Origin of the sequence: Microcoleus sp. bin48.metabat.b7b8b9.023, from assembly GCF_013299185.1 — a bacterium.
Lineage (GTDB): Bacteria > Cyanobacteriota > Cyanobacteriia > Cyanobacteriales > Microcoleaceae > Microcoleus.
The window spans coordinates 174,357-196,889 of the sequence record NZ_JAAFKG010000002.1 but is presented as its reverse complement, the minus strand read 5'-3'; the positions used below and the strand labels follow the sequence as shown (position 1 = coordinate 196,889).

Below are 22,533 nucleotides of genomic sequence, written 5' to 3'. Positions count from 1 at the left end.
TGAAATATTTTTAGCCTCTCTAACTTAACACCATCAGTTAAAGAGGCTGATAAGGGTCTTTGCTTTTCTCCGCAATAATTTGCGGTTGTACAACTGAAGTATCGCCAGGAGGAAGAGATTTCTGGCGCGGTAAACTATCCTCAATAAAATTCTTTACACCCAAATAGACTTTTTTATCTCCCGGTTGCGGTTTAGCAATGGTATCGTGATTTGCTTCTACCGCTATAGGCTTTACATCTTTAATACCGGGATTGGCGCTGCTCGCATTAACAATCAAGATACCGCTAGTCGGTCGGGTTTCATAATAAACTTTTGTGGTAATCTCAAACTCATCAACGTGTTGGCGATACCATTCATCAAGTTCGCGTAACTGCGGTGCGTGAGCTTTTAGTTCTTCAACATTAACCGTAGTTAAAAAGCCTGTTAAAGATTTTACCCATTGAGCAACGTCGGAACCAAGATGGGGAGTAGATAAAAATACAATGCCCTTGCTAGATTCAATTACCGCTTTTTTGCGTTTGTCTCGCGAAAAATTTTCTGCGGTACTCAACATTTTTTTTACCAGCAACCCGCCCATACTGTGAGTCACAAAAATTATCGGGCGATCGCCAATGTTAAAATTTTCTAAATCGTCTAAAAAGTTACTAGCCTGGTCGAACAGTGGCATAGCAGAACCGCTAGCCCTTAATCGTGCTGCATCATAACCAAAACTCCAAATCCCGACATCTTTTAAATCATTTCCCAGCCACTTCAACCAAAAATTATCTTTTTCGTAATCTCGATTGCTAGGATTTTGCCAGTGCCAAGTATTCCAAGCATGACCGGCCAAACCGTGGACAAAAACTACATCCCCTCGCCGGTTGGTGTTGTCGCAACCCGATATTTTAATCAAACCCGTCATGTTGCTGTCTTCATTTGGCTGCGAATCTGTAGTTCTTTTACCAAACATTCTAGATTTCCTTTCCCGCAACAACCTCTGACAAAATTATAACTGATGAAGGTATTATTGACAAGCATATATAGCGGTTATCAAAAAGATGAGGTATCACTGACAGCTTATATAACCACTTAAACGTATAGGGCTGAAGCCCAACAACGTACCTGATCTTTCTGAGAAAGGCTATATCTATAGTCTTGGCTTTTTGCTTGCGGTTCCTGATTCAGTATACCTTTGCGCTGTTTGCTTTTTGGATAGAGCGCGCAAGTGCGATCGAGCAATTTTGGTTTTTGATTTATCTGTTTTTATCGGGACTTGTCGCGCCGCTAGAAGTGTTTCCTCCAGCAGTGCGCGCAGTGGTTTTGTGGACTCGGTTTCCTTATTTGATTCATTTTCCAGCTTCAATTTTGATCGGATTGCCCGTTGATGTTGGCCGCGGTTTGTTGGTGATGCTTGGTTGGGGTGTGGTGTTTTTTGTGTGGAATCGCTGGCTGTGGCGGCAGGGTTTGAAACAGTATTCAGGGATGGGAGCTTAAAGAATTATTAAAATCCCGAAAACTGTGGGCTATATCACAGTATGATGTGGCTTGTTTTGTTAAACAAAGTTGCGTAACGCACTCTACTTAAATCGATCGCGCGCAGGAGACAAAATTGCCTGCATTCACTTTCATATCTGGCAATTATCTGCGTTAATTTGTGTCTGCCTGCCTTGGATCTGCGATCGTTCTGTCAATCAAAGATTTATGCAACAAGTCTATGATGCAAAAATGCAATCGCCACCATCCGACAATTGCATAAAAAATATTTTTTTGTATCCCAAAATACAAAAATTTACAAAAAAGTCTTATATTAATAAAGCCAACGACGGATAAACGAGATAAAAGAGATTCTAATGACAGCCAAAAAAAACCTGATTGTAATCGGCAATGGCATGGTAGGTCACAAGTTCCTAGAGTTAATGGTGAGTTCAGATGCTGCCAAACGCTGGAATTTAATTACTTTCTGTGAAGAGCAGCGGGTTGCTTACGATCGCGTAAACCTCAGCGGATTTTTCTCTGGGAAAACGGCGGGAGATTTATCTCTAGTTGCACCGGGATTTTATCAAGAAAATGGTATTCAAATTCACATCGGCGACAAAGTATTCGCCATCAATCGCGAACAAAAAACGGTCTCTTCAGCCAACGGTTTAGAAGTTCACTACGACAAAATTGTTCTCGCCACCGGTTCCTATCCATTCGTACCGCCAATCAAAGGCAAAGACGCGGCAGGCACTTTTGTTTACCGGACAATTGACGACTTGGAGGCGATGTCAGATTATGCTAAAAATTGCAAAATAGGTGTAGTAATTGGCGGCGGTTTGTTGGGCTTGGAATGCGCCAATGCTCTCCAAAATATGGGTTTGAAAACTCATGTGGTTGAGTTTGCATCGCGGCTGATGCCCGTGCAAGTTGACGAGGTTGGTGGTGCGATTCTCCGCAACAAAATTGAGGAGTTGGGGGTTTCGGTTCACACTAGCAAATCTACTACCGAAATTGTCAGCGAAGATGGCAAAGTTACTAAAATGCTGTTTGCTGATGGTTCGGAATTGGCAACGGATATGATTGTGTTTTCTGCTGGTATTCGCCCCCGGGATGAAATTGCCCGAGGTTGCGGGATTGAAGTGGGAGAAAGGGGCGGTATTACGATTAACGATCGCTGCCAAACTTCGGATTCTGATATTTATGCGATCGGCGAATGCGCGCTTTATCAAAATCGCATCTACGGCTTAGTTGCTCCTGGGTATACAATGGCGGGGGTAGCAGCGGATATTTTGAGCAGCGCTGCGGATGACAGCACTAGCACTTTCACCGGTGCGGATATGTCCACAAAACTCAAACTTTTGGGAGTGGATGTGGCGAGTTTTGGTGATGCTTTTGCACATTCTGCCGGTGCTAAAGAGATTGTTGTTGCTGACAATTTCCAAGGCACTTACAAGAAATTAGTTTTAAATCAAGATGGTAGCCGAATTTTAGGCGGGATTCTCGTCGGAGATGCTTCTGCTTACGGCACTTTGCTGCAATTCATGCAAAATGATATTGCTTTGCCGCCGCATCCTGAAGATTTGTTGATGCCACCGCGCGAAGGCGGAGCACCTGCTGGTTTTGGTGTGGAGAGTCTGCCGGATTCTGCTCAAATTTGTTCTTGCAATAATGTTAGTAAAGGGCAGATTTGTGAGGCGATTCGCGATCGCAATTTAACTGATGTCGGCAGTGTCAAGAAATGCACTCAAGCTGGTACTGGCTGCGGCGGCTGTGTGCCTTTGGTGACGGACATCTTTAAGTCGGAGATGAAGAAAGCCGGGTTTGCAGTCAAAAATAACCTCTGCGAACATTTTGAGTATTCCCGTCAAGAATTGTACCATTTGGTGCGTTCTCAAGAGCTGAAAAGCTTTGACGAGACGATCGCCAAACACGGCAAAGGGCGCGGCTGCGAAATTTGCAAGCCTGCTGTGGCTTCGATGCTAGCTTCTACTTGGAACGACCACATTCTAGAGAAGTCTCACGTTGGTTTGCAAGATACCAACGATTACTATTTGGCAAACATTCAGCGCGACGGAACTTATTCGGTGATACCGCGCATCCCGGGTGGAGAAATTACGCCGGAGAAGTTGATTGCTTTGGGAGAAGTTGCCAGGGATTTTGGACTTTATACTAAGATTACTGGGGGACAGCGGATCGATTTGCTCGGTGCTCGGGTGGATCAGTTGCCGCATATTTGGCACCGCTTGATTGATGCGGGATTTGAGTCTGGCCACGCTTACGGTAAGGCTTTGCGGACTGTCAAATCTTGTGTTGGTAGCACTTGGTGCCGCTTTGGGGTGCAGGATTCGACGAGTTTGGCGATCGAGGTTGAGTTGCGCTATCGCGGTTTGCGAGCTCCTCACAAATTTAAGTCTGCTGTGTCGGGCTGCACTCGCGAATGCGCGGAAGCTCAAAGCAAGGATTTTGGGATAATTGCTACTGAGAATGGTTGGAATTTGTACGTGTGCGGTAACGGCGGGATGAAGCCGCAGCACGCGGTTTTGCTGGCGGCGGATATCGATAAGGAAACTTTGATTAAGTATATCGATCGCTTTTTGGTCTTGTACATTCGCACGGCGGATCGTTTGGAACGTACTGCTACTTGGTTGAACAAACTTGAGGGCGGAATTGAATACTTGAAGCAGGTGATTATTGAGGATTCTCTGGGCATTTGTGCTGAGTTGGAGGCGCAGATGGAGCATTTGGTGAATACTTATCAATGCGAGTGGAAAACGACGATTGAAGACCCGCAAAAGGTGCAGCGATTCCAGCATTTTGTGAATTCCGATTTGCCAGATCCGAGTATTGTTCGTGTCGAGGAACGGGGACAAACTCGCCCTGCTTACGAGCATGAAAAGGCCATAGCTGGAGTTTCGGATAAATAACAGCGATCGGGTTTGTAGTGAGGACTTTAGTCCGCAGGAGTTTTAAGAGGACTGAAGTCCTCACTACAAACCAATTTAGCGTGATAACGTTTGTAGTGTGGACTTTAGTCCGCAGGAGTTTTAAGAGGACTGAAGTCCTCACTACAAACCAATTTAGCGCGATCGGGTTTGAGGACTTTAGTCCGCAGGAGTTTTAAGAGGACTGAAGTCCTCACTACAAACCAATTTAGCGCGATCGGGTTTGAGGACTTTAGTCCGCAGGAGTGTTAGGAGGACTGAAGTCCTCACTACAAACCAATTTAGCGCGATCGGGTTTGTAGTGAGGACTTTAGTCCGCAGAAGTGTTAGGAGGACTGAAGTCATCACTACAAACCAATTCACCGTGATAACGTTTGTAATGAGGACTTTAGTCCGCAGGAGCTTTAAGAGGACTGAAGTCCTCACTACAAACCAATTTAGCGGTTTTTAACCGGAAATTGGGAAGGAAATTGTATTAAATTAACAGGAAAAAAATGGTTCAATCATTACAGGTTTCCGATACAGTAACAACTTGGGTAGATGTGTGCTCCCTGGATGCGATCGCCCCAAATACAGGAGTTTGTGCTTTGGTGGCTGGGGAACAAGTGGCTGTTTTCCGAGTGGGAAACGGGGATGAACTGTATGCTTTGAGCAATTACGACCCGTTTAGCAAGGCTTTTGTGTTGTCCCGAGGACTTGTGGGCGATCGCAGCGGCACTCTCAAAGTTGCTTCTCCGATTTACAAGCAGAATTTTAGCTTGGCTACTGGCCAGTGTTTGGACGATGAAACGGTAACAATTCCGACTTTTCGGGTTCGGGTTGCAGGCGATCGCGTCCAAGTAGCAGCTAGCTAGATTCAACCCCCCAATTGTTCGAGATTTATCCGCCAACACCCAACATTCCGATTGGGTGATGGCGGATTTTGCATTGGGGCGCGATCGACCCAGTAGTTTTGATATAAAATAGAGTCGATCCGCTGCATACTACAATCTGGATCGGACAGCGGTAGAAATCGCATCTACAGTCAAACTTTCGTCCGCCTGCACGGTGTAAAGAAGATAGAGTAATTTCAACCACTCGGTTTTCTATCCGCTATACAAGCGGGTTTTGTATCTCTAGAAGCCTTTTCAACCGCGAGCGTCTTATTTCAGATTTTCAATGCAAACAAACTTTAGGGGGTAGGATATCAGTATGTTGTTAAAAAAACTTGTTGCCGAAAATCATCCCCAGACAGTGGCAGAGTTAATTGACGTACAACTCAAAACAGGTCAACTGACTGGGGCCCAAGTCCAAACACAGGTTTTCGGTCAGCACTGGCGAGACGAATCTTTGCACGAATTTCTCCAAGAAATTGCAGCCAAGCTCGACAAAGAAACAGCGAGCGAAGTTATAGAATATTTGATAACTCAAAATGGTCAACAAGAAAAATTTATTAATTTATTGTTAGCAGCAGAATGCCTATCAAGAGTTAAAAATGGCATCAATGAAACAACCGAAAAAAAACTGTTAAACGCTTTAAAAAAGTTATCGCAATACGGTACGGTTTTTCTGATTCTTTATCAAAGCGCTGAAGAATTGCAGGAAACTTATCAAATTCGCTATCGATCGATCGCCGCGATCGCCCAAACTTGGAAAAACGACCCGCAAACCCTGCCTTGGCTCAAAATACTAGCACACTCCAGCGACAGCGGCGAAGTCCGCGCCACAGCAGTCAAAGCCATAGCCTGCGGTTGGCCTGACGATCCAGAAATTTATCTGATGCTCAAAAACCTCGCTAAATCCGATCGAAGCTGGGCAGTGCGATCGGCTGCAATCAAAGAAATGGCTTCTGGTTGGCCCTCTAACAGCGATACCTTGCCGCTGCTAGCGGTTCTGGCTCAGTCCGATCGCAGTCCCGCCGTCCGCACCTGCGCCCTGGAACAGTTGGCCTCTCATTGGCCCGATCGCACAGATACCTTGCTGCTGCTGAGAACTGCCGCCGAATCCGACGAAAATTTGGGAGTGCGAGTCGTAGCGTGGCAAGAAATAGCCAGAGGTTGGCACAGCGTTTTAGGCACGGTATCCCAGCTCAAAAACCTTGCCCAGACAGGAAGTTCTACCCTGCGAACAGTAGCGGTGCGGGAATTGGCAGCGGGTTGGCCCGCCGATGACGAGGTTTGCTTGCTGCTGAAAACCCTAGCCACCTCCGACAGCAACGAAGAAGTGCGAACAGCGGCGATCGAAGAATTGGCCTCGCGCTGGCCGGGCGAACCAGATATTTACCCGTTGCTCAAAAGTCTCGCCCAGTCCGACGCGAGTTCCACCGTCCGGCAGGCAGCAGTCCAAGGAATTGCCTCTGGCTGGGCATCTAAGCCCGAAACTCTGGCTTTTTTGCAAAATATAGCTACGAGCGATCTCGACGCCGAACTGCGCGAAATAGCCTTGCAACAAATTGCTTCCAGTTGGCCCGACAGCCCAGAGACACTGCCCCTGCTGCAAAAAATTGCGAACTCAGATGATTATTGGACTGTGCGGCAAGTGGTAGTTGCAGCCGCAGCCACCTTGCCGTCAGCCAGTCTCGAAGTCTTTGAATGGTTGAAAATTCTGGCCCAATCAGACAGACACATCAACGTCCGAGAAACTGCGGTGGAACAGATAGCAAGAGGCTGGGGACACCGGGGCGAGACGCTGCCTTTTCTCAAACAACTAGCGGAGTCGGAGCCCAATTCTCACTTGCTGAGCGTGCTGGTGCGAGAAATAGCGCGGGGATGGCCACAAGATCCGGAAACCTTGTCTTGGTTGAAAATACAGCTTGAGGCTGGGGATGAGGAGGTGCGTGAGGTGGCGGTGCAGGAACTCGCTCGCAATTGGCCCGATGGTGCTGAGACTTTGCGGATGTTGGAGGCTAAAGCAGAGGGCGATGAGAGTTCGGCTGTCAGGAAAATTGCTTTGCAAAAGTTAGCCCGGGGGCGGACAAATGAGTCTCAAACTTTTGAGTGGCTGAAAATTAGGGCCGAGCAGGATGATGATTCGCAAGTGCGGGCGATCGCTCTGGTAGAGTTAATTCGGGGATGGAAGGACGAATCGGGAATGTTTGAGTTTTTGCGCCACAGAGCTCTTACCGATGCCTACGATAGAACAGGTTCTTTTGCTTACAATCCCCGGTTTACAGCACTCGAAGCAATTATCGAACATTATCCCGAAAATGAGGAAACTTTGCGATTGGTGCGATCGCTCGCAGTTTCCGATGCAGACGAGCAAGTGCGGGCTTTAGCGGGCCGCCGGTTGGCGAGTCAAGATTGGTAATTAGTCATGGGGCATCGGGCATCGGGCATCGGGCATCGGGCATCGGGCTATTTATAACGGTGCTCAGAAAGATGAGGTATGTTGTTGGGAAGAGAGCCCTTCTTAGTTTAGTGGTTATATAAGCTGTCAGTCATACCTCATCTTTTTAAGAAAGGCTATATATATTGATTTTGCCGCACGATTGATGTTGATTCTTGCACCGAATTGATGTTGATTTTTCCACGCGAGCGATGGGTATTTTTCCACGCGAGCGATGGGTATTTTTCCACGCGAGCGTCCCCGCTCGCACTGTGGGATTTCCGACAATCTTTGTTGATTTTTGCCCGCGAGTGGGCTATTCTTTCCCGCGAGCGGGGACGCTCGCACTGTGGGATTTCCGGCAACTTTTGCCAATTTTGACCCGCGAGCGATGGGTATTTTTCCACGCGAGCGGGGACGCTCGCACTGTGGAATTTCCGGCGATTTTTGCCAATTTTGATCCGCGAGCGATGGGTATTTTTCCACGCGAGCGATGGGTATTTTTCCACGCGAGCGATGGGTATTTTTCCACGCGAGCGGGGACGCTCGCACTGTAGGATTTCCGGCGATTTTTGCCAATTTTGATCCGCGAGCGGGGGCTATTCTTTCCCGCGAGCGGGGACGCTCGCACTGTGGGATTTCCGGCAATTTTTGCCAATTTTGACCTGCGAGCGGGGGTTATTTTCCACGCGAGCGGGGACGCTCGCACTGTGGGATTTCCGGCGATTTTTGCCAATTTTTCCACGCCGTCCCTCGCACTCAATCCAATTTGCAATTAAATGAGGTAAATCAATGTCATTCAAACAAGATTTTATTCAATTACCACTTCCCAAAAACATCCATTTCATAACCTTCGTTACCTGGGAAAGACTAGAACTAACTCCACCAGCTCGACAAGTTGTTCTAGATTCTACCTTGCACTTTCACAACCAAAGATATCAACTATTCGCTGCCGTTATTATGCCAGACCACGTACATCTTTTGCTTCAGCCTTTACCGAAGTCTGATTCTCAATACTGGTCAATTGGAAGCCTGCTGCACAGTCTTAAAGGCTTTAGTTCTACAGAAATCCCTAAAGTAATGAAGCATATCGGTAAACTTTGGCAAGATGGGCGACACGCCGAAATTATTAACAGCCACCAACAGTTTATCAATACCTGGGAATATATCAAACAAAATCCTGTCAAAGCTAACTTGTCAGATACACCTGAAAAATATCCTTTTTTCTGGGAAAACAGCTAATCTGACGACAAAAAGTGGGAGCATCTCACTTTTGTAAAAAAGCAATTTCTTTACAGTGCGAGCGTCCCCGCTCGCGATCAATTCATTCCCACAACACCTATATTCATTCCCACAAAAGGGCGATCGCAAATCGCACCGCTTCCCCCATCATCGAACAGCGAATACTCGCCGACGCCGTTTTCTCCCACCTCAACAACTGTTCCCGAAAACCCGCGTCTTGCTTGGCCCGCTCCACGATCGCCTGACTGATGACTTTCTTCTGAATCTGCTCTGTCGGAACACCTTCCTGCTTCAAATAATCCAACAACCGCTGTACGCTTTCAGAGAATTTATCCGGCGTCTGAGACATCAAAATAAACGAAATTTGGCGCACCATTCGCTCGTAGATTTCCTGTCTTCTGAGCAACACCTCTTTTGGGAGCGGCCTCGGTGGCTGCGGTGTTGCTGACTCCTGCTGCGAACCGTTATCCGCAACAGCCAATCCCAGCAAAATCAAAATTTCAGCGCCCTTAGCTAAAACCTTTTCCAACATATCTGGATAAAGCGCCAATATGCGATCGCCCAAAATCTTACCATTCACCAAACGGTTCGCGCTCAGCCGCAGTAAATTTTGCTCTCGGGCAGACTCAAAAAATTGAATGTTCAACTGAAGTTCGCAACTCTCTAACTCCACCCGACGCACCGTAAACACCAAAGCCTCCCAATTAGGAAACTCACCAAAACACACCTCCACAATCGAACTTTCTTCGTGATACTGCTGTCCCAATTCCCCAGACTCAAAATCGCGATCGACCGGAAAGCGATTTGCCACAACTTTTGCAGTATAATCAAAGTCAGTAAAAACATAACGACAGTTAACTTTCGACAGATCGACCTCTTGAACCTGCCAATTTTGAATGCAGCACCCCGTAAGCTGCGCCCCCTCCAAATCCGTCCGAATTAAATGGCACTCAATCAAACAAGCTTCTCTTAAATCCGCTTCAGCCAACATCGAATCCACCAAATAAGCGCCGCTTAAATCAGCTTTCCGCAAATCAGCACTGCGTAAATTAGCCTCGCTCAAATCCGCCCGCAGCAAATACACTTCTTGCAAGTTAGCTCGCAGCAAAAGCGCCTGCTTAAAACTCGCTTTCAATAAATAAGCACCCGCCAGATTCGCTCGACTCAAATCAGCCCGATCCAGCACCGCCTCAGTCAAATCCGCCCCCGCCAGCACAGCTCGGTGCAAGTCAGCGCCCGTCAGATTTGCCGATCGCAAAATCGCACCATTCAAATCAGCTTCAATCAAATTTGCACCGCTCAAAATTGCCGATCGCAAATTCGCTTCCACCAAATGTGCTTCCCGCAAATTAGCACCCGTCAAATTAGCACCAACCAGACTCGCACGGTTGAGATTCGCCTCCATCAATTCCGCCGCCATCAACTGCGCGCCGTCGAGTTTAGCTTTTTCCAAATTAATTTGGTCAGATTTAACATTTTGAAGATTAGCACCACCCAAATCCGCCTCAGGAAGGGCTGCCCAATTCAGATCTGCACCTTCCAAACAACCGAGCCGCAAGTCTGCTTTCGCCAGATTAGCCCCAGTCAAATTTGCCCCACTCAAATTTACCCCAGCCATCCCCGCACTGCGGAGATCCGCGCGGCGCAAACAAGCCCCAATTAACTTAGCATTGCTCAAAAAAGACCAGCTCAAATTAGCACCCGTCAAGTTAGCACCAGTTAAGTCTATTTCTCGAAGGTTGACACCGCTTAAACTAGCACCGCTGAGGTCAATATGAGCAAAGTTGCGCTCTCCCTCTTGGTAGCGCTGTAAAAATTCCTGTATTTGCATTCGCAGGGGAAGGGGAAGGGGAAGGAAAAAAACTATTTCTAGTCTGGTAAAATAACCATTCTCTCGTTTGTAGTGAGGACTTTAGTCCTCGGATTTTATGCGGACTGAAGTCCTCACTACAAACCAATTTAATACGTTTGTAGTGAGGACTTTAGTCCTCGGATTTTATGCGGACTGAAGTCCTCACTACAAACCAATTTAATACGTTTGTAGTGAGGACTTTAGTCCTCGGATTTTATGCGGACTAAAGTCCTCACTACAAACCAATTTAATACGAAAAATCATCTGATTCAGCAATTGCCCTGATTGAATAATCTTAGAGAAAGCGCTGCAATTCCTGCTGCAAATACTTTGCCCATTTAGTCGCTAGAGGAATTTCTGTAAAAGGAACCTGCACCGCAGCAGCATCTTTCAACAAAAATTCTAGGGCAATCGCCTTTCCAGAATTCGGCGGCGATTCTAAATCTACCACGGCACCGTTAACTAAGAGCCGCAGCGACTGCACATTTTTCAAAGAAAAACTTTGCAAATTCACAGGGCCGCTGCGAGTAGGTTTCCCCCAAGTCAAACAGTCTTCTTGCTGACCGAGTACAGCATAAATATCGTACTTTGCCTTGGCGAATTGTTCCGCCCAGACCCGATACGCTTCTAACTTTTGATACTCGTTCCATCCAGCCCAAGCCAGAGCAATAAAAAGTGCCAGCAGCGGCAGCCACATTAAACCTCTTTCCATGCAATATCCTTGTTGAAAATACTCCCGGTTTTGTTTGCCATCTACTTTAATGATACAATTGATTGAACCCCTAAAACTTGCTCGGAAATTTAAACTAGAAACTCCAGCAATTTTCCCTCGATCGACAGCCACGGCCGACAAATACCAAACGCCTGTGCGCGAGTCATCCAGCAGCCGCCACCCGTAAAACTGGCGATCGCGCTGAAAATTGGGTTATTGTTGTGAACAAGCCTTCCCTAAACGGACGATCGGCCATGAAAAAGTTTTTCCTTTTGTGCTTATTTTTAATCGGGCTCGGCTGGGCGATTTCAAATTTCCCAGGACTGGCTACTCAAGGCACTTACGACTCGATTGTGCTGGATTTCCGCGAAGATATCGGTAATCCTAATGTTGCAAAACGAGTAGAAGAACTCGCCCAACAGTACCAAATCGCACCGCAACTCAACAGCGAATTCTCAGCATCAGATAATGTGTATGTTGTCAAGGGCGATCGCACTTTGCTAAACGCCCTGAGAAAATCAAATTTGGCTAAAGATACCGAATACATTGAACCGAACTACGTATACAGCGCTTTCGAGATTCCCAACGACCCCATGTATACCAAGCAGTGGAATCTTCGCAGCATCAACGTAGAATCTGCCTGGAACGAAACCAAAGGCAGCGGTACGACAGTAGCGATAATTGACACGGGCATTACCCCCGTTGCCGACTTAAAAGAAACCAAGTTTGTACCGGGCTACGACTTTGTAAACGATCGCCCCGAAGCCTACGATGACAACGGCCACGGCACTCACGTCGCAGGTACCGTCGCCCAATCAACTAACAACAACTACGGCGTCGCAGGCATCGCCTACGAAGCATCTTTAATGCCTCTGAAAGTATTAAGCGGCAGCGGTGGCGGTACAGTTTCCGACATTGCCGAAGCAATTAAATTTGCAGCAGACAATGGCGCAGATGTCATCAACATGAGTTTAGGCGGCGGCGGCGAAAGTCAGTTAATGGCAGAGGCGATCGACTACGCCCACTCTAAAGGCGTTGTCATCATCGCAGCCGCAGGCAACTCCGGCGAAAGTTCCGCCTCCTATCCCGCCCGCTATCCCCACGTCATCGGCGTTTCCGCCCTCGGCCCCAACGAAGAAAAAGCCGATTATTCCAATTTCGGCGCCGGGGTTGACATTTCTGCCCCCGGTGGTTCTGAACTGGGCAAAATTCTGCAAAGTACGATCGACCCAGAAACAGGAAACGAAGTCTTTGAAGCCTACCAAGGCACCAGCATGGCTTCTCCCCACGTCGCCGGCGTAGCAGCCCTAATCAAAGCCTCGGGCATCACAGAACCAGACCAAATTCGCAGCATACTCTTGCAATCCTCGCGAAATGTCACAGAAGACCCCTTAAACCATTTTGGTTCGGGACATCTAGACGCAGGCGCAGCAGTTCAGCTAGCCCAGCGCGGACAAATCAACTTCCGCGACTTCTTCCGCTGGCTGCGCGACAACGGCTATCTCAGCCCCCGCTTCTGGATTGACGGCGGTGCAGTCGCCCTGTTGCCAAAAATTGCCATGGTGCTCGGTTCTTACCTGCTGGCTTTCATTTTGCGGAATTATTTCCCCTTCGCCTGGACTTGGGGCTTTTCCGGCGGCTTGATTGCTGGAAGTTCTGGCTTCTGTTTCCTCCGCAACTTGTTTGTATTTGACTTGCCGCAGTGGCCGATGAGAATCATGGGTAGTTCTATCCCCGAACTCGGCGGTGCAATTAACGGCAGCAGTATGCTCAATCCCTTATTTGCTAGCGTTTTAATTCCCGGGATTTTGATTGTTTTGCTGTTGGGACACAGAGAGTGGAAGTGGATCGCGATCGCAACTTCGATCGGCTTTGCTAGCTGTTTAGCAGTGAATGCTGTTCTCTCTCCCGCAGTTTGGGGATTGGGAACTGGTTTAGTAGCACAAACATTCTTGATTGTCAATGCTTTGTTGTGTTTTGGATTGGCACGTTTGGCGATTAAAACAGAGGCGCAGTCAGCATGAGTATTACAGTCAAAGGCGAAATTGAACGCAAAGGATTAGGCCCGGGCACTTGGGCTTTAGTCGGCGAAGATGGGGAAACTTACGAACTTAAGGATGCTCCTTCTGAGTTGAAAAAAGCTGGTCTTAAAGTCAGTGTCACAGGTGAAATCCGCAAGGATGTAATGACTTTTGCGATGATCGGCCCGGTGCTTGAGGTGCAGTCTTTCGATCTGTTGTAGGTCGATCGACTCCCTCCAACTTTCGCTCAAAAAAAACCCCGGCCAAAATTGGCTGGGGTTTATTAATCAGGGTGCATCTACATAATTTAAACTCCGCTCCGACAGCACCACATTCAGGAAAATTTAGAAAATTTATTTGAACAACTTAGTTTCTTTCAACATTTCTGCTAACCCAAGAGCAAAACTCCTAGAAACCGGGTTGCTGAGCTTATACTTCAGCCCTCAAACTATCGCTACCTCTCGTTATATCTAATTTTTGCCAAAAAAAACCCGGCCAAAATTGGTCGGGAGTTAATTAATCAGGGTGCATCTACCAATTAAGCTTCCTCAGAATTCCAGCGCAATCCGGAAAATCACCTCAATTTTTTTTCAGCATCAGCCTTAACACAAAAAAAACCCGGCCAAAATTGGTCGGGAGTTAATTAATCAGGGTGCATCTACTAATTTAGTCTCCGGCGCAACAGTACCTCGTTCCGGACAGTTTGGGAAATTTGCGACAATTGATGGCTTGAGGTGCGATCGCTCAAAAAAAACCCAGGGTGGTTTTATTGTCAGGATAGGAAATCTCAAACTACCAAAATTATCGCTCAAAGGTCGGCTCGCGTCTGGGACACAACTGTCATAATTAATAAAGGTACGTAGTTGGGCTTCAGCCCTCTTTATCTATATGTCTAAAGAGGGCTGAAGCCCAACTACGTACCTATTTCTATGATGACTATAAAACCACTGCGATCGCTCAAAAAAAAACTCCCGGGCCAAAATTGGTTGGGAGTTAATTAATCAGGGTGCATCTACTAATCTAATCTCCGGTAGCACCGCACCTCTTTCGGGATAGTTTCGGAAATTGTCAAAATTGATGGCTTGATATCGTTTCTGGTTGGATCGGAATTATTTAACCGCAGAGAGCGCAGAGGGCACAGAGAGAGAAGATGGACATGAATACAGGGCTATGCAATCGGATTTGCTCTGAGGTGCGATCGCTCAAAAAAAAACTCCCAGGCCAAAATTGGTTGGGAGTTAATTAATCAGGGTGCATCTACTAATCTAATCTCCGGTAGCACCGCACCTCTTTCGGGATAGTTTCGGAAATTGTCAAAATTGATGGCTTGATATCGTTTCTGGTTGGATCGGAATTATTTAACCGCAGAGAGCGCAGAGGGCACAGAGAGAGAAGATGGACATGAATACAGGGCTATGCAATCGGATTTGCTCTGAGGTGCGATCGCTCAAAAAAAAACTCCCAGGCCAAAATTGGTTGGGAGTTAATTAATCAGGGTGCATCTACTAATTTAGTCTCCGGTAGCACCGTACCTCTTTCGGGATAGTTTCGGAAATTAGTCAAAATTGATGGCTTGATATCGTTTCCGGTTGGATCGGAATTATTTAACCGCAGAGAGCGCAGAGGGCACAGAGAGAGAAGATGGACATGAATACAGGGCTATGCAATCGGATTTGCTCTGAGGTGCGATCGCTCAAAAAAAACTCCCAGGCCAAAATTGGTTGGGAGTTAATTATCAGGGTGCATCTACTAATCTAGTCTCCGGTAACACTACACCTTTTTCCGGAGAATTTGGAAAATTAGCGAGAATTTATGGCTGTACGTGCGATCGACAAAAAAACCCGGCCAAAATTGGTCGGGAGTTAATTAATCAGGGTGCATCTACTAATCCTGTTTCCTGGGAATTCATTAGCAATCCGGAGAGTTGCATCAAATTTTTCAACAGGGCGATCGCTTCAGGATACGCAAAATCTGAATTTCGCCGTCGGGAGGGGCAATCGTATTTCGGATGGAGCGATCGAGGCAACGTCAGCGCCACAATAGAGTTTGGGGCTGGGTATTACCAAGAAGAATAGGTTTAAAGCCTCCTCCTTCGAGGGGGAAATAAAACAAAATTATTCACTGTTTCAATCCTCGGACTTAAAAGTAGAGGTCGCTCTCAAACTGTCAACTGTCAACTGTCAACTGTCAACTGTTTAACGCCGTTTGTTTTGATTTGTCGGCGGTTTGACAGGCTCTTGTCTGTTTAAGTAGTATAAAAGTGCGATCGATCCCCCTATCAAAATACCTACTACTACCAAACCAACAGCTATAACTTTGGCTCCTCCAGAAAAAAACACGTAAATAAACCCCAGATAAGGAACCCCTAACAAAATAGCAGTAGCTATCGTTTTTAAAGAAGTTAATTTAATCTCTATGTCCAGATGCTTGTAAGGTTTTCCTTGAAATTTGTAGTGGGTTCTAGATGAACCTAAACGCTGTGGACGAGTTATCAATGGTTTTGGACTGGGCATATTATACTATTGGGGATATGTTCGTTGATAGATATTTGTTCAGAAGTTTCCTATTTAATCCGGATTGAATCAGGGAAGGATGTAGATTAGAAGTTTGTGGTATATAATACAAGACTAATTGCACTGCCACATCTCGCATAACGCATCTATTCTCTTCCCAGAACCACATCTATTTTCCTGAAATCCTTACCAAAATTATGTATTAATTAATTATCTGTAGTTGCAATACATTTGATTTTGATTGGAAGAGAATTATGAGTGAGTTCGATATTACAAGTTTCGATTTTGCAGACTTTGGCTGTTCTAACGGTAGCTCAATTCAATTTGGAATCAACATACTCAAAGGGCGTAAGGGATTTGGCATCGATCTCGATCCCAAGAAGGTAGCATCAGCCAAAGCTGCTGGATATGATGCCATCAAAGGAGATTTTTGCAATCTCGATCTCCCTGATGGTTGCGTAGATTTTACAATTCTCAACCATACTTTGGAGCATTTACCTAAATTAGATTATGCCAAAGAAGCCATAAAAAATGCTATCCGAATTTCGAGAAAATTCGTTTTTATTAAAGGGCCTTTTTTTGATGCAGATGACTACTTAAAATCTTTAGGACTAAAATTTTATTGGTCTGACTGGACAGGTCATACTTTACATCTGAAAGCCCAACAGGTAAAGAATATTCTTGAAGAACTCAATGTTCCCAACTATGAAATTTATGGGAGAGTCTTGGTTAACTCTTCTCAAGATACAACTATTCACCCGTTATCGTCACTCAAAAACCAACAGCATTGGGAACAAGAGAAACATGAACCAAAACCAATAGTGGAATTCAATCAACCAGTTTATCGAGAAGTTGTTGGCATTATTTGGTTGTCTAATAATGTCAGTGTGTCCGATGTTCGCAATCTTCCATACAAACATTTGATTTATCAAAAAGGTCTCACTTTTTCTTGAGCGACTGAGTAAAGGTACGTTGTTGCGCTTCAGCGCTCTTAGCTAATATCAGGAAAGAGCGCTGAAGCGCAACTACGTACCTAATTTGTCAAATGCTGTAAACTATCAACAGTCAACAGTCAACAGTCAACTGTCAACTGTCAACTGTCAACAGATATAATTCAGACTTTTGACAAGATCCACATTCCATGACAATTTCCATCAGCGCCAGGGATACTGTTACGAATATCTGTTTTAGCTAGCTGAGTTAAATGTGGCAATAAAGCCCGGATTTCTTCATCAGACAAAAGTTCAAGTTTTTGGCGCAGTTTAATACCAGCATCGTTCCAGTAACACCCACGTAAAATTGTAATATCTGGGAAAATTTCCTTGATACTATCAGCATTGTAGCCGACGCGATAATGCTGGTGATTTTTCCAGACACTTTCTCTCATTTTTTGATTGAGGTTAGTTTCATGACTGGCAAATGGAACAAGTGCAAATACATACTTCCGTGATGCTGCACGCATATTAATCGCTGCTGTTTTGTCAGCCTCGATATGTTCTAGGACTTCAATCGAGGCTACTAGATCGTAGGATTCTGATGAGGGAGTCAAAGTATCATAAGTGTCAAATTTGACATTTTCAATAACCCATTCGGTGGCCATCCGAACCCCTAATCGCTTTTGAATATTGGCTTTAGTATCAATATCCGTGAGGTAAAACTCAATTGCAGGAAATTCTAGAGCGAGAGCTACCTCCGTTAATCCAGCCCCACAGCCAACGCTGAGAAAGGATTTAATTTCTCCTGCCGTTTTTAAGGCTTCGATTAATCCTTCGCGCATCTGAAGATAGCGTAGGTAAGCCCATCGTTTTCGGGTCATTAGTTGGAGCTGAACTTTATTGAGATATCGCCTTTGAAGAACAGGGTCTAACATAATACTTACTTAAAACTCCTAAAAACATCTATGAAGCAATTTGAAGTAGTTCATTGCAGAAAAGATTGTAAATGCTAAAAGCAGCACGTTTTGGTGAATATCTTGCCGCTGTTTCAATAGCATTTAACTTGAGTTGCAATAAGACATTGCGATCGGCTTGAATGAGCTTACCAATACCCTTGACACAATCCTCAATCGATGTGGTGTCAACGACTACGGAGTTAAAATCAGGGATTGCAAATTCATCTGTTCCTCCTTTATCGGGGACAACTGGAATGCAGCCAGAAGCCATTGCTTCTATAGCTGTACGGCCAAAAGCCTGGAAATCAGAAAGATCTAGAAATATATCTGAGTTTCGCAGCAGGGCCGCTACTTCGGAGCGACTCAGATGAGGGAAAATCGTAGTGTTTTCTGGAATCGGTATTCCAGCAGATTCAATCAGACTCCGGTCAGAGCCAAAGATAGTAAAATGTACTTGATTTGGAAACAACTCTGATAAAATTTTAGCCACAGCTAATGTACGACGGGGAGCTCGTCTGGCCGTGGTGAATCTTACCATCATAGAAATCTCTATACGAGAGTTTTCACTTTTGAGATCGGGGGAGTAAACTTGATGGTCGATGCTGGCTTCTACTTTGTGGACTTTAACAGCATGATTGCGATTGACAATCTCGCACAACCATTGAGTTTTAGCAAATTGGACGGCATGGGGAATCAGTCCATAGGATTGTCGCGCTTCTTCCCACTCGGGAGTATCTATGTAAGAAAATAATGGTTCGTAATCTTGTATGTAGTAAGCTGGCAATATCTGGGGATTTTCTTTAACTAAGGCTTCCAGGATTTTTACTGAACTGTAGGTAGTAGCACAGACTACTGAGAAATTTTGAGCTAATTTTTTGAACTCAGTTAAAGTTTGATAAGAAGCTGCAATTTCACCAATTTCAGGAATTTCTTTGTAACCTTTTAAAAAGTCAGTAAAGTTAGACTGATTGACGGCTATTTTGATAGGGATACCAGAGCGATAAAGTGCTAAGGATTCTTGCACTACTGAATGAGCGCCTCCTCCACCGCCTTTGACGGGGAGAATAAACAAAATTTTGGGAAATTCACGATCGAAATTTAACTTGATAGCACCTCGCTGGTAGGAAACTGTTTTGGCTTGTGGATCGGGCTGACCGTTTTGGGCTAAGGCTTGCTTTAATTTGTAATAGGCTGGCGAAAAGTTTGGGTCAAGCTCGAATGCTTGACTGTAACAGCTAATTGCCTCTTCCCACTGCTGTTTTTGGCCCAGAAGTTCTCCTAAATTGTAGTAAAATTTAGCAGAAGAATCGGGTTTTAGTTCAATAGCTTTACGGTAGCTGGCGATCGCCTCATCGATCTGTCCCAGTTGTTGCAAAGCTTCGCCCAAACGATAGCAAGCAGTGGGGAGGTTGGGTTTGAGTTCGATCGCCTGACGGTAAGAGGCGATCGCTTCTGACCATTGCTTCATTTGACCCAGAGCATTTCCTAGGTTGTGGTAAGCTTTAGAAAACTTCGGTTGCAGCTTTATAGCTTGACGGTAACAAGGGATAGCCTCGGAATGTCTCCCTTGTTGCTGCAAAAGCTCTCCTAGGCTGAATTGCAACTCAGGAATATTTGGGTTAAGTTCGATCGCCTGACGGTAAGAGGCGATCGCTTCAGTCCACTGCTTGAGTTGACCCAGAGCATTTCCTAAGTTGTGATAAGCTTTAAAAAACTTTGGTTGCAGCTCTATAGCTTGACGGTAACAGGCGATCGCTTCCTGATATTTCCCTTGTTGCCGCCAAAATTCCCCTAAACTGTGGTGAAAGTCAGGGTTATTTGGGTTGAGTTCAATCGCTTGACGGTAAGCGACAATCGCTTCTTCCATTTCTCCAAGTTGTTGCAAAGCTTCCCCTAAACGGTAGTAAGCTGTGGGGAGGTTGGGTTTGAGTTCGATCGCCTGACGGTAAGAGGCGATCGCCGACTCCCATTGCTTCTGTTGGCTTAGGGCATTTCCTAGGTTGTGGTAAGCTTTAGAAAACTTCGGTTGCAACTCAATTGCTTGACGGTAACTGGCGATCGCTTCTGAATGTCGCCCCAATCGTTGCAAAACCTCTCCTAAACTGCGGTGAAACTCAGAGTTATTTGGGTTGGCTTGAATCGCTTGAGCGTAAATAGCGATCGCTGCTTCTAATTTCCCTTCCCGTTCAAGTTTTTGACCAGTTTGGAAATGATTTTCTGCATTTTCTAGCTCGACTTTTTCTGACATATAAAACCCTGTTGACAGTTGACAGTTGACAGTTGACAGTTGACAATTTTCTAGTAACCTGTAGCGAAAATCATTTGCTTTGAGTCGGATTTGATATGATACTAAATCCTGGTTAGCTACCTCCTTTGCGATCTCATATCAAATTCTCTCTTCATCTCAATCATTCATCTCTCTATTCTCTTCCTCTGTGCTCTCTGTGTTCTCTGCGGTTAAATAATTCCGATACAGCCGGAAACAATATCAAAGACCTAGGATGCGTCGCTACCAATAATTCTCGCCATCAACCAGGCTGTCGGTGAGCGACGCACCCTACAATTTATAACGGGGATGAACCCGGATTTAATATGATATGTTCGCGGAGCTTGAGGCGCAAACGATCGAGAGTTTGATTGTTTTTGATTTCCTCAGTCAAAGCTTTGACATTAATATCGGGATGCTTCTGTTTAAACGCTGTAGAACCTTGTTTAGAAAGCTCTTGACGGCGTTCGTGTCCAAAACTCTTAGACTTAGAGTGATAGACATAGGCATGGTCAGCGATCGCTAGTTTAAACCCAGCTTTCCTAGCTCGAATTGAAAAATCATTTTCTTCCCCATAACCGTAGGGAAAACTCTCTTCATCCAGCCACCCAATTGCCTCAAGCACTGCTCTCTTAATCATGTAGCAAAAGCCATTAACAAAATTCACACTTGGAAATGCCTTTTCCGAAACATTCTCTACCAATTGACTAAAAGTTTCCAGTGAAAATCCATCAGGAACGCTGTTAATCATCCAGCCCCCCTTATTGTCAAATATTTCGGGAATCGATTGCCAAGATGCACAATTTGACAGAGGCCCGACTATGCCAATATCTTTTCGTGAATTAGCACAGTCAACTAATTTTTCTATCCAGCCAGGTGTGACAATTGTGTCGCTATTCAACAAAATTATATAGTCACCCGTACTGGCTCGCATACCGATATTAGCTGCTTTGGTATAACCGCGGGCTGTCTCATTTCTCAAAACAATTGCTGGCGAAACATCTTTAACCCACGCCTGAATAAAATCTCTAGTTTCTGGTTGAGAACCATCATCTACGATGAGCAAGCGATAGTCAACCTTGGTGTGTCGGACAATAGAGGTTAAACACTCTTTCACATCCTCTAAAGCATTATGAACGCAGACAACAATATCAACTTGATATCGTGTAGATTTTGCGATCGGCGAGAATTGAACTGGTAACAGCATTTTTGAGGAGTTGACATAATTTGCCCTCTGCTTGCTATAAAAATCGATCGTCTCGGCTTGCGACTCTATTGCCAGATCCTCAAATCCATCCTTGATATTTATCAAGGCTTTCGATAACTGCAAAGAAAGTTCAAAGTCACCAGGCTTGAACTGTAACCCCATCTGATAAAATACGATCGCTCCATCTCTATTGTTCTGTTTTGCGAGAGCATTACCCAAACCTAAATAGAGTTGCGGATCTTTTGGATTAACTTCCAAAGCCTTGTGATAGACTTTGATATTATCTGGATTTTCCTCAATAGCTTGACTGTAACAACTAATAGCTTCTTTGACTGACAGCGGACTGTGATTTTTCAGCGCATCGGCTAACTTTTCTTGCACGCAAGGCAAATCCGATTTTAACTCAATGGCACTACGATAAGTCGCGATCGCCTCCTCCCACCTCTCCAACTGCACTAAAGCATCCGCTAAGTTATAGTGAGACCAATGGAAGCCTGGATTTAGGGCGATCGCACTTTTATACCCCTCAACCGCCTCCTCCCATTTCTCCTGCTTAATCAGCACATCCCCTAAATTATTGTGCGACCAAGAAAAATCGGGGTTAAAGGCGATCGCCCGACGATACGCAGCAACAGCCTCATTCAATCTTCCTTGTCCTTGCAAAACATCCCCCAAATTGTGGTGGACTTCCCACAGAGAAGGCTGAATTTCGATCGCTTTTTGATAAATTATGACAGCTTCATCTAACTCGCTCTTTTTAACAAGAGCGTCTCCCAAACTCTGGTAAATTTCCGCTGAATCAGATGTCAAATCTAAGGCTTGACGGTAGGACGAAATAGCCTTATCCCACTCTCCTTTTTTGGCAAAAACTTTTCCTAAACTGTAGTGAGGTTTAGCATGGCTAAAGCTAGCATTGACTATGCTATAGGAATCGCGCACTTTCTTCCTATCTTGTTCGTCACCTTCTAAGTAGATTCTTTTTAAAGCCAAAGATTGCGGATTCAACAAATTGTCAATTGGTTGGCGCGCGAGGAATGACTCGGAATTGTTATTAAGAGGGAATTCTATGATATTATTGGTTTCGCTGTTCATATCCTATACCTGCTAAAAATTGATACAGTCAAAT

The 22,533-nt window shown here is 45.3% G+C and carries 16 protein-coding genes and 1 pseudogene; 10 read left to right on the top strand and 7 right to left on the bottom strand.

Going from position 1 to position 22,533, the window contains the following annotated elements:
• Nucleotides 1-37: 37 nt before the first annotated feature.
• On the bottom strand, nt 38-949 hold the full coding sequence (locus tag QZW82_RS02090; protein ID WP_293143789.1) for an alpha/beta fold hydrolase: 912 nt from the start codon (nt 947-949) through the stop codon (nt 38-40).
• Between the two features lie 137 nt (nt 950-1,086).
• Here QZW82_RS02090 and QZW82_RS02085 point away from each other — a divergent pair.
• From QZW82_RS02085 to QZW82_RS02065, 5 genes and pseudogenes are all read left to right on the top strand, one after another.
• Nucleotides 1,087-1,473: pseudogene (locus QZW82_RS02085) on the top strand (ABC-2 family transporter protein); the annotation flags it as partial.
• 356 nt (nt 1,474-1,829) lie between these two features.
• The gene (nirB, locus tag QZW82_RS02080; protein WP_293143786.1) at nt 1,830-4,382 is read left to right on the top strand and encodes a nitrite reductase large subunit NirB; all 2,553 of its coding nucleotides are present in this window, start codon (nt 1,830-1,832) and stop codon (nt 4,380-4,382) included.
• Between the two features lie 512 nt (nt 4,383-4,894).
• Complete coding sequence (nirD, locus tag QZW82_RS02075; RefSeq protein WP_293143783.1) at nt 4,895-5,254, top strand: nitrite reductase small subunit NirD; 360 nt, start codon at nt 4,895-4,897, stop codon at nt 5,252-5,254.
• Nucleotides 5,255-5,591: 337 nt separating this feature from the next.
• The gene (locus QZW82_RS02070) at nt 5,592-7,685 is read left to right on the top strand and encodes a HEAT repeat domain-containing protein (protein WP_293143772.1); all 2,094 of its coding nucleotides are present in this window, start codon (nt 5,592-5,594) and stop codon (nt 7,683-7,685) included.
• An 810-nt stretch (nt 7,686-8,495) separates the two neighbouring features.
• Complete coding sequence (locus QZW82_RS02065; protein WP_293143769.1) at nt 8,496-8,945, top strand: transposase; 450 nt, start codon at nt 8,496-8,498, stop codon at nt 8,943-8,945.
• Between the two features lie 103 nt (nt 8,946-9,048).
• Here QZW82_RS02065 and QZW82_RS02060 read toward each other — a convergent pair whose 3' ends face one another.
• Both QZW82_RS02060 and QZW82_RS02055 read right to left on the bottom strand, forming a co-directional pair.
• Nucleotides 9,049-10,776: a pentapeptide repeat-containing protein gene (locus tag QZW82_RS02060; RefSeq protein WP_293143766.1), complete on the bottom strand. Its 1,728-nt coding sequence runs from the start codon at nt 10,774-10,776 to the stop codon at nt 9,049-9,051.
• A 316-nt stretch (nt 10,777-11,092) separates the two neighbouring features.
• Entirely contained in the window at nt 11,093-11,509 is a 417-nt protein-coding gene (locus QZW82_RS02055) for a hypothetical protein (protein ID WP_293143763.1), read from the bottom strand.
• A gap of 49 nt (nt 11,510-11,558) precedes the next feature.
• Here QZW82_RS02055 and QZW82_RS02050 point away from each other — a divergent pair, with 49 nt between their 5' ends.
• The 4 genes from QZW82_RS02050 (at nt 11,559) to QZW82_RS02035 (ending at nt 15,605) form a co-directional block, all read left to right on the top strand.
• Complete coding sequence (locus QZW82_RS02050; RefSeq protein ID WP_293143760.1) at nt 11,559-11,696, top strand: hypothetical protein; 138 nt, start codon at nt 11,559-11,561, stop codon at nt 11,694-11,696.
• Nucleotides 11,697-11,763: 67 nt separating this feature from the next.
• Nucleotides 11,764-13,533: a S8 family peptidase gene (locus tag QZW82_RS02045; RefSeq protein WP_293143757.1), complete on the top strand. Its 1,770-nt coding sequence runs from the start codon at nt 11,764-11,766 to the stop codon at nt 13,531-13,533.
• On the top strand, nt 13,530-13,751 hold the full coding sequence (locus tag QZW82_RS02040) for a hypothetical protein (protein ID WP_293143754.1): 222 nt from the start codon (nt 13,530-13,532) through the stop codon (nt 13,749-13,751). The genes QZW82_RS02045 and QZW82_RS02040 overlap by 4 nt, the downstream gene beginning before the upstream one ends.
• A 1,500-nt stretch (nt 13,752-15,251) precedes the next feature.
• Complete coding sequence (locus QZW82_RS02035) at nt 15,252-15,605, top strand: hypothetical protein (protein ID WP_293143751.1); 354 nt, start codon at nt 15,252-15,254, stop codon at nt 15,603-15,605.
• A gap of 120 nt (nt 15,606-15,725) precedes the next feature.
• Here QZW82_RS02035 and QZW82_RS02030 read toward each other — a convergent pair whose 3' ends face one another.
• The gene (locus QZW82_RS02030) at nt 15,726-16,043 is read right to left on the bottom strand and encodes a hypothetical protein (protein WP_293143748.1); all 318 of its coding nucleotides are present in this window, start codon (nt 16,041-16,043) and stop codon (nt 15,726-15,728) included.
• A gap of 254 nt (nt 16,044-16,297) precedes the next feature.
• Here QZW82_RS02030 and QZW82_RS02025 point away from each other — a divergent pair, with 254 nt between their 5' ends.
• Complete coding sequence (locus QZW82_RS02025) at nt 16,298-16,996, top strand: methyltransferase domain-containing protein (protein ID WP_293143745.1); 699 nt, start codon at nt 16,298-16,300, stop codon at nt 16,994-16,996.
• A 161-nt stretch (nt 16,997-17,157) separates the two neighbouring features.
• Here the strand turns inward: QZW82_RS02025 and QZW82_RS02020 are convergent, their stop codons facing one another.
• The 3 genes from QZW82_RS02020 to QZW82_RS02010 form a co-directional block, all read right to left on the bottom strand.
• Nucleotides 17,158-17,913, bottom strand: coding sequence for a methyltransferase (locus QZW82_RS02020; protein WP_293143742.1), 756 nt, complete (start codon nt 17,911-17,913; stop codon nt 17,158-17,160).
• Nucleotides 17,914-17,941: 28 nt separating this feature from the next.
• Nucleotides 17,942-20,182 carry a tetratricopeptide repeat protein gene (locus tag QZW82_RS02015; protein ID WP_293143739.1) on the bottom strand — a complete coding sequence of 747 codons (2,241 nt, stop codon included), beginning with the start codon at nt 20,180-20,182 and terminating at the stop codon, nt 17,942-17,944.
• Between the two features lie 316 nt (nt 20,183-20,498).
• Nucleotides 20,499-22,499, bottom strand: a complete 2,001-nt coding sequence (locus QZW82_RS02010; protein ID WP_293143736.1) for a tetratricopeptide repeat protein — start codon at nt 22,497-22,499, stop codon at nt 20,499-20,501.
• Between the last annotated feature and the right edge of the window lie 34 nt (nt 22,500-22,533).

Excerpts from the sequence above, each read along its gene's own strand:
- QZW82_RS02090 (WP_293143789.1), bottom strand. The coding sequence starts at position 949 with ATGTTTGGTAAAAGAACTACAGATTCGCAGCCAAATGAAGACAGCAAC.
- nirB (WP_293143786.1), top strand. The coding sequence starts at position 1,830 with ATGACAGCCAAAAAAAACCTGATTGTAATCGGCAATGGCATGGTAGGT.
- nirD (WP_293143783.1), top strand. The coding sequence starts at position 4,895 with ATGGTTCAATCATTACAGGTTTCCGATACAGTAACAACTTGGGTAGAT.
- QZW82_RS02070 (WP_293143772.1), top strand. The coding sequence starts at position 5,592 with ATGTTGTTAAAAAAACTTGTTGCCGAAAATCATCCCCAGACAGTGGCA.
- QZW82_RS02065 (WP_293143769.1), top strand. The coding sequence starts at position 8,496 with ATGTCATTCAAACAAGATTTTATTCAATTACCACTTCCCAAAAACATC.
- QZW82_RS02060 (WP_293143766.1), bottom strand. The coding sequence starts at position 10,776 with ATGCAAATACAGGAATTTTTACAGCGCTACCAAGAGGGAGAGCGCAAC.
- QZW82_RS02055 (WP_293143763.1), bottom strand. The coding sequence starts at position 11,509 with ATGGAAAGAGGTTTAATGTGGCTGCCGCTGCTGGCACTTTTTATTGCT.
- QZW82_RS02050 (WP_293143760.1), top strand. The coding sequence starts at position 11,559 with ATGATACAATTGATTGAACCCCTAAAACTTGCTCGGAAATTTAAACTA.
- QZW82_RS02045 (WP_293143757.1), top strand. The coding sequence starts at position 11,764 with ATGAAAAAGTTTTTCCTTTTGTGCTTATTTTTAATCGGGCTCGGCTGG.
- QZW82_RS02040 (WP_293143754.1), top strand. The coding sequence starts at position 13,530 with ATGAGTATTACAGTCAAAGGCGAAATTGAACGCAAAGGATTAGGCCCG.
- QZW82_RS02030 (WP_293143748.1), bottom strand. The coding sequence starts at position 16,043 with ATGCCCAGTCCAAAACCATTGATAACTCGTCCACAGCGTTTAGGTTCA.
- QZW82_RS02025 (WP_293143745.1), top strand. The coding sequence starts at position 16,298 with ATGAGTGAGTTCGATATTACAAGTTTCGATTTTGCAGACTTTGGCTGT.
- QZW82_RS02020 (WP_293143742.1), bottom strand. The coding sequence starts at position 17,913 with ATGTTAGACCCTGTTCTTCAAAGGCGATATCTCAATAAAGTTCAGCTC.
- QZW82_RS02015 (WP_293143739.1), bottom strand. The coding sequence starts at position 20,182 with ATGTCAGAAAAAGTCGAGCTAGAAAATGCAGAAAATCATTTCCAAACT.
- QZW82_RS02010 (WP_293143736.1), bottom strand. The coding sequence starts at position 22,499 with ATGAACAGCGAAACCAATAATATCATAGAATTCCCTCTTAATAACAAT.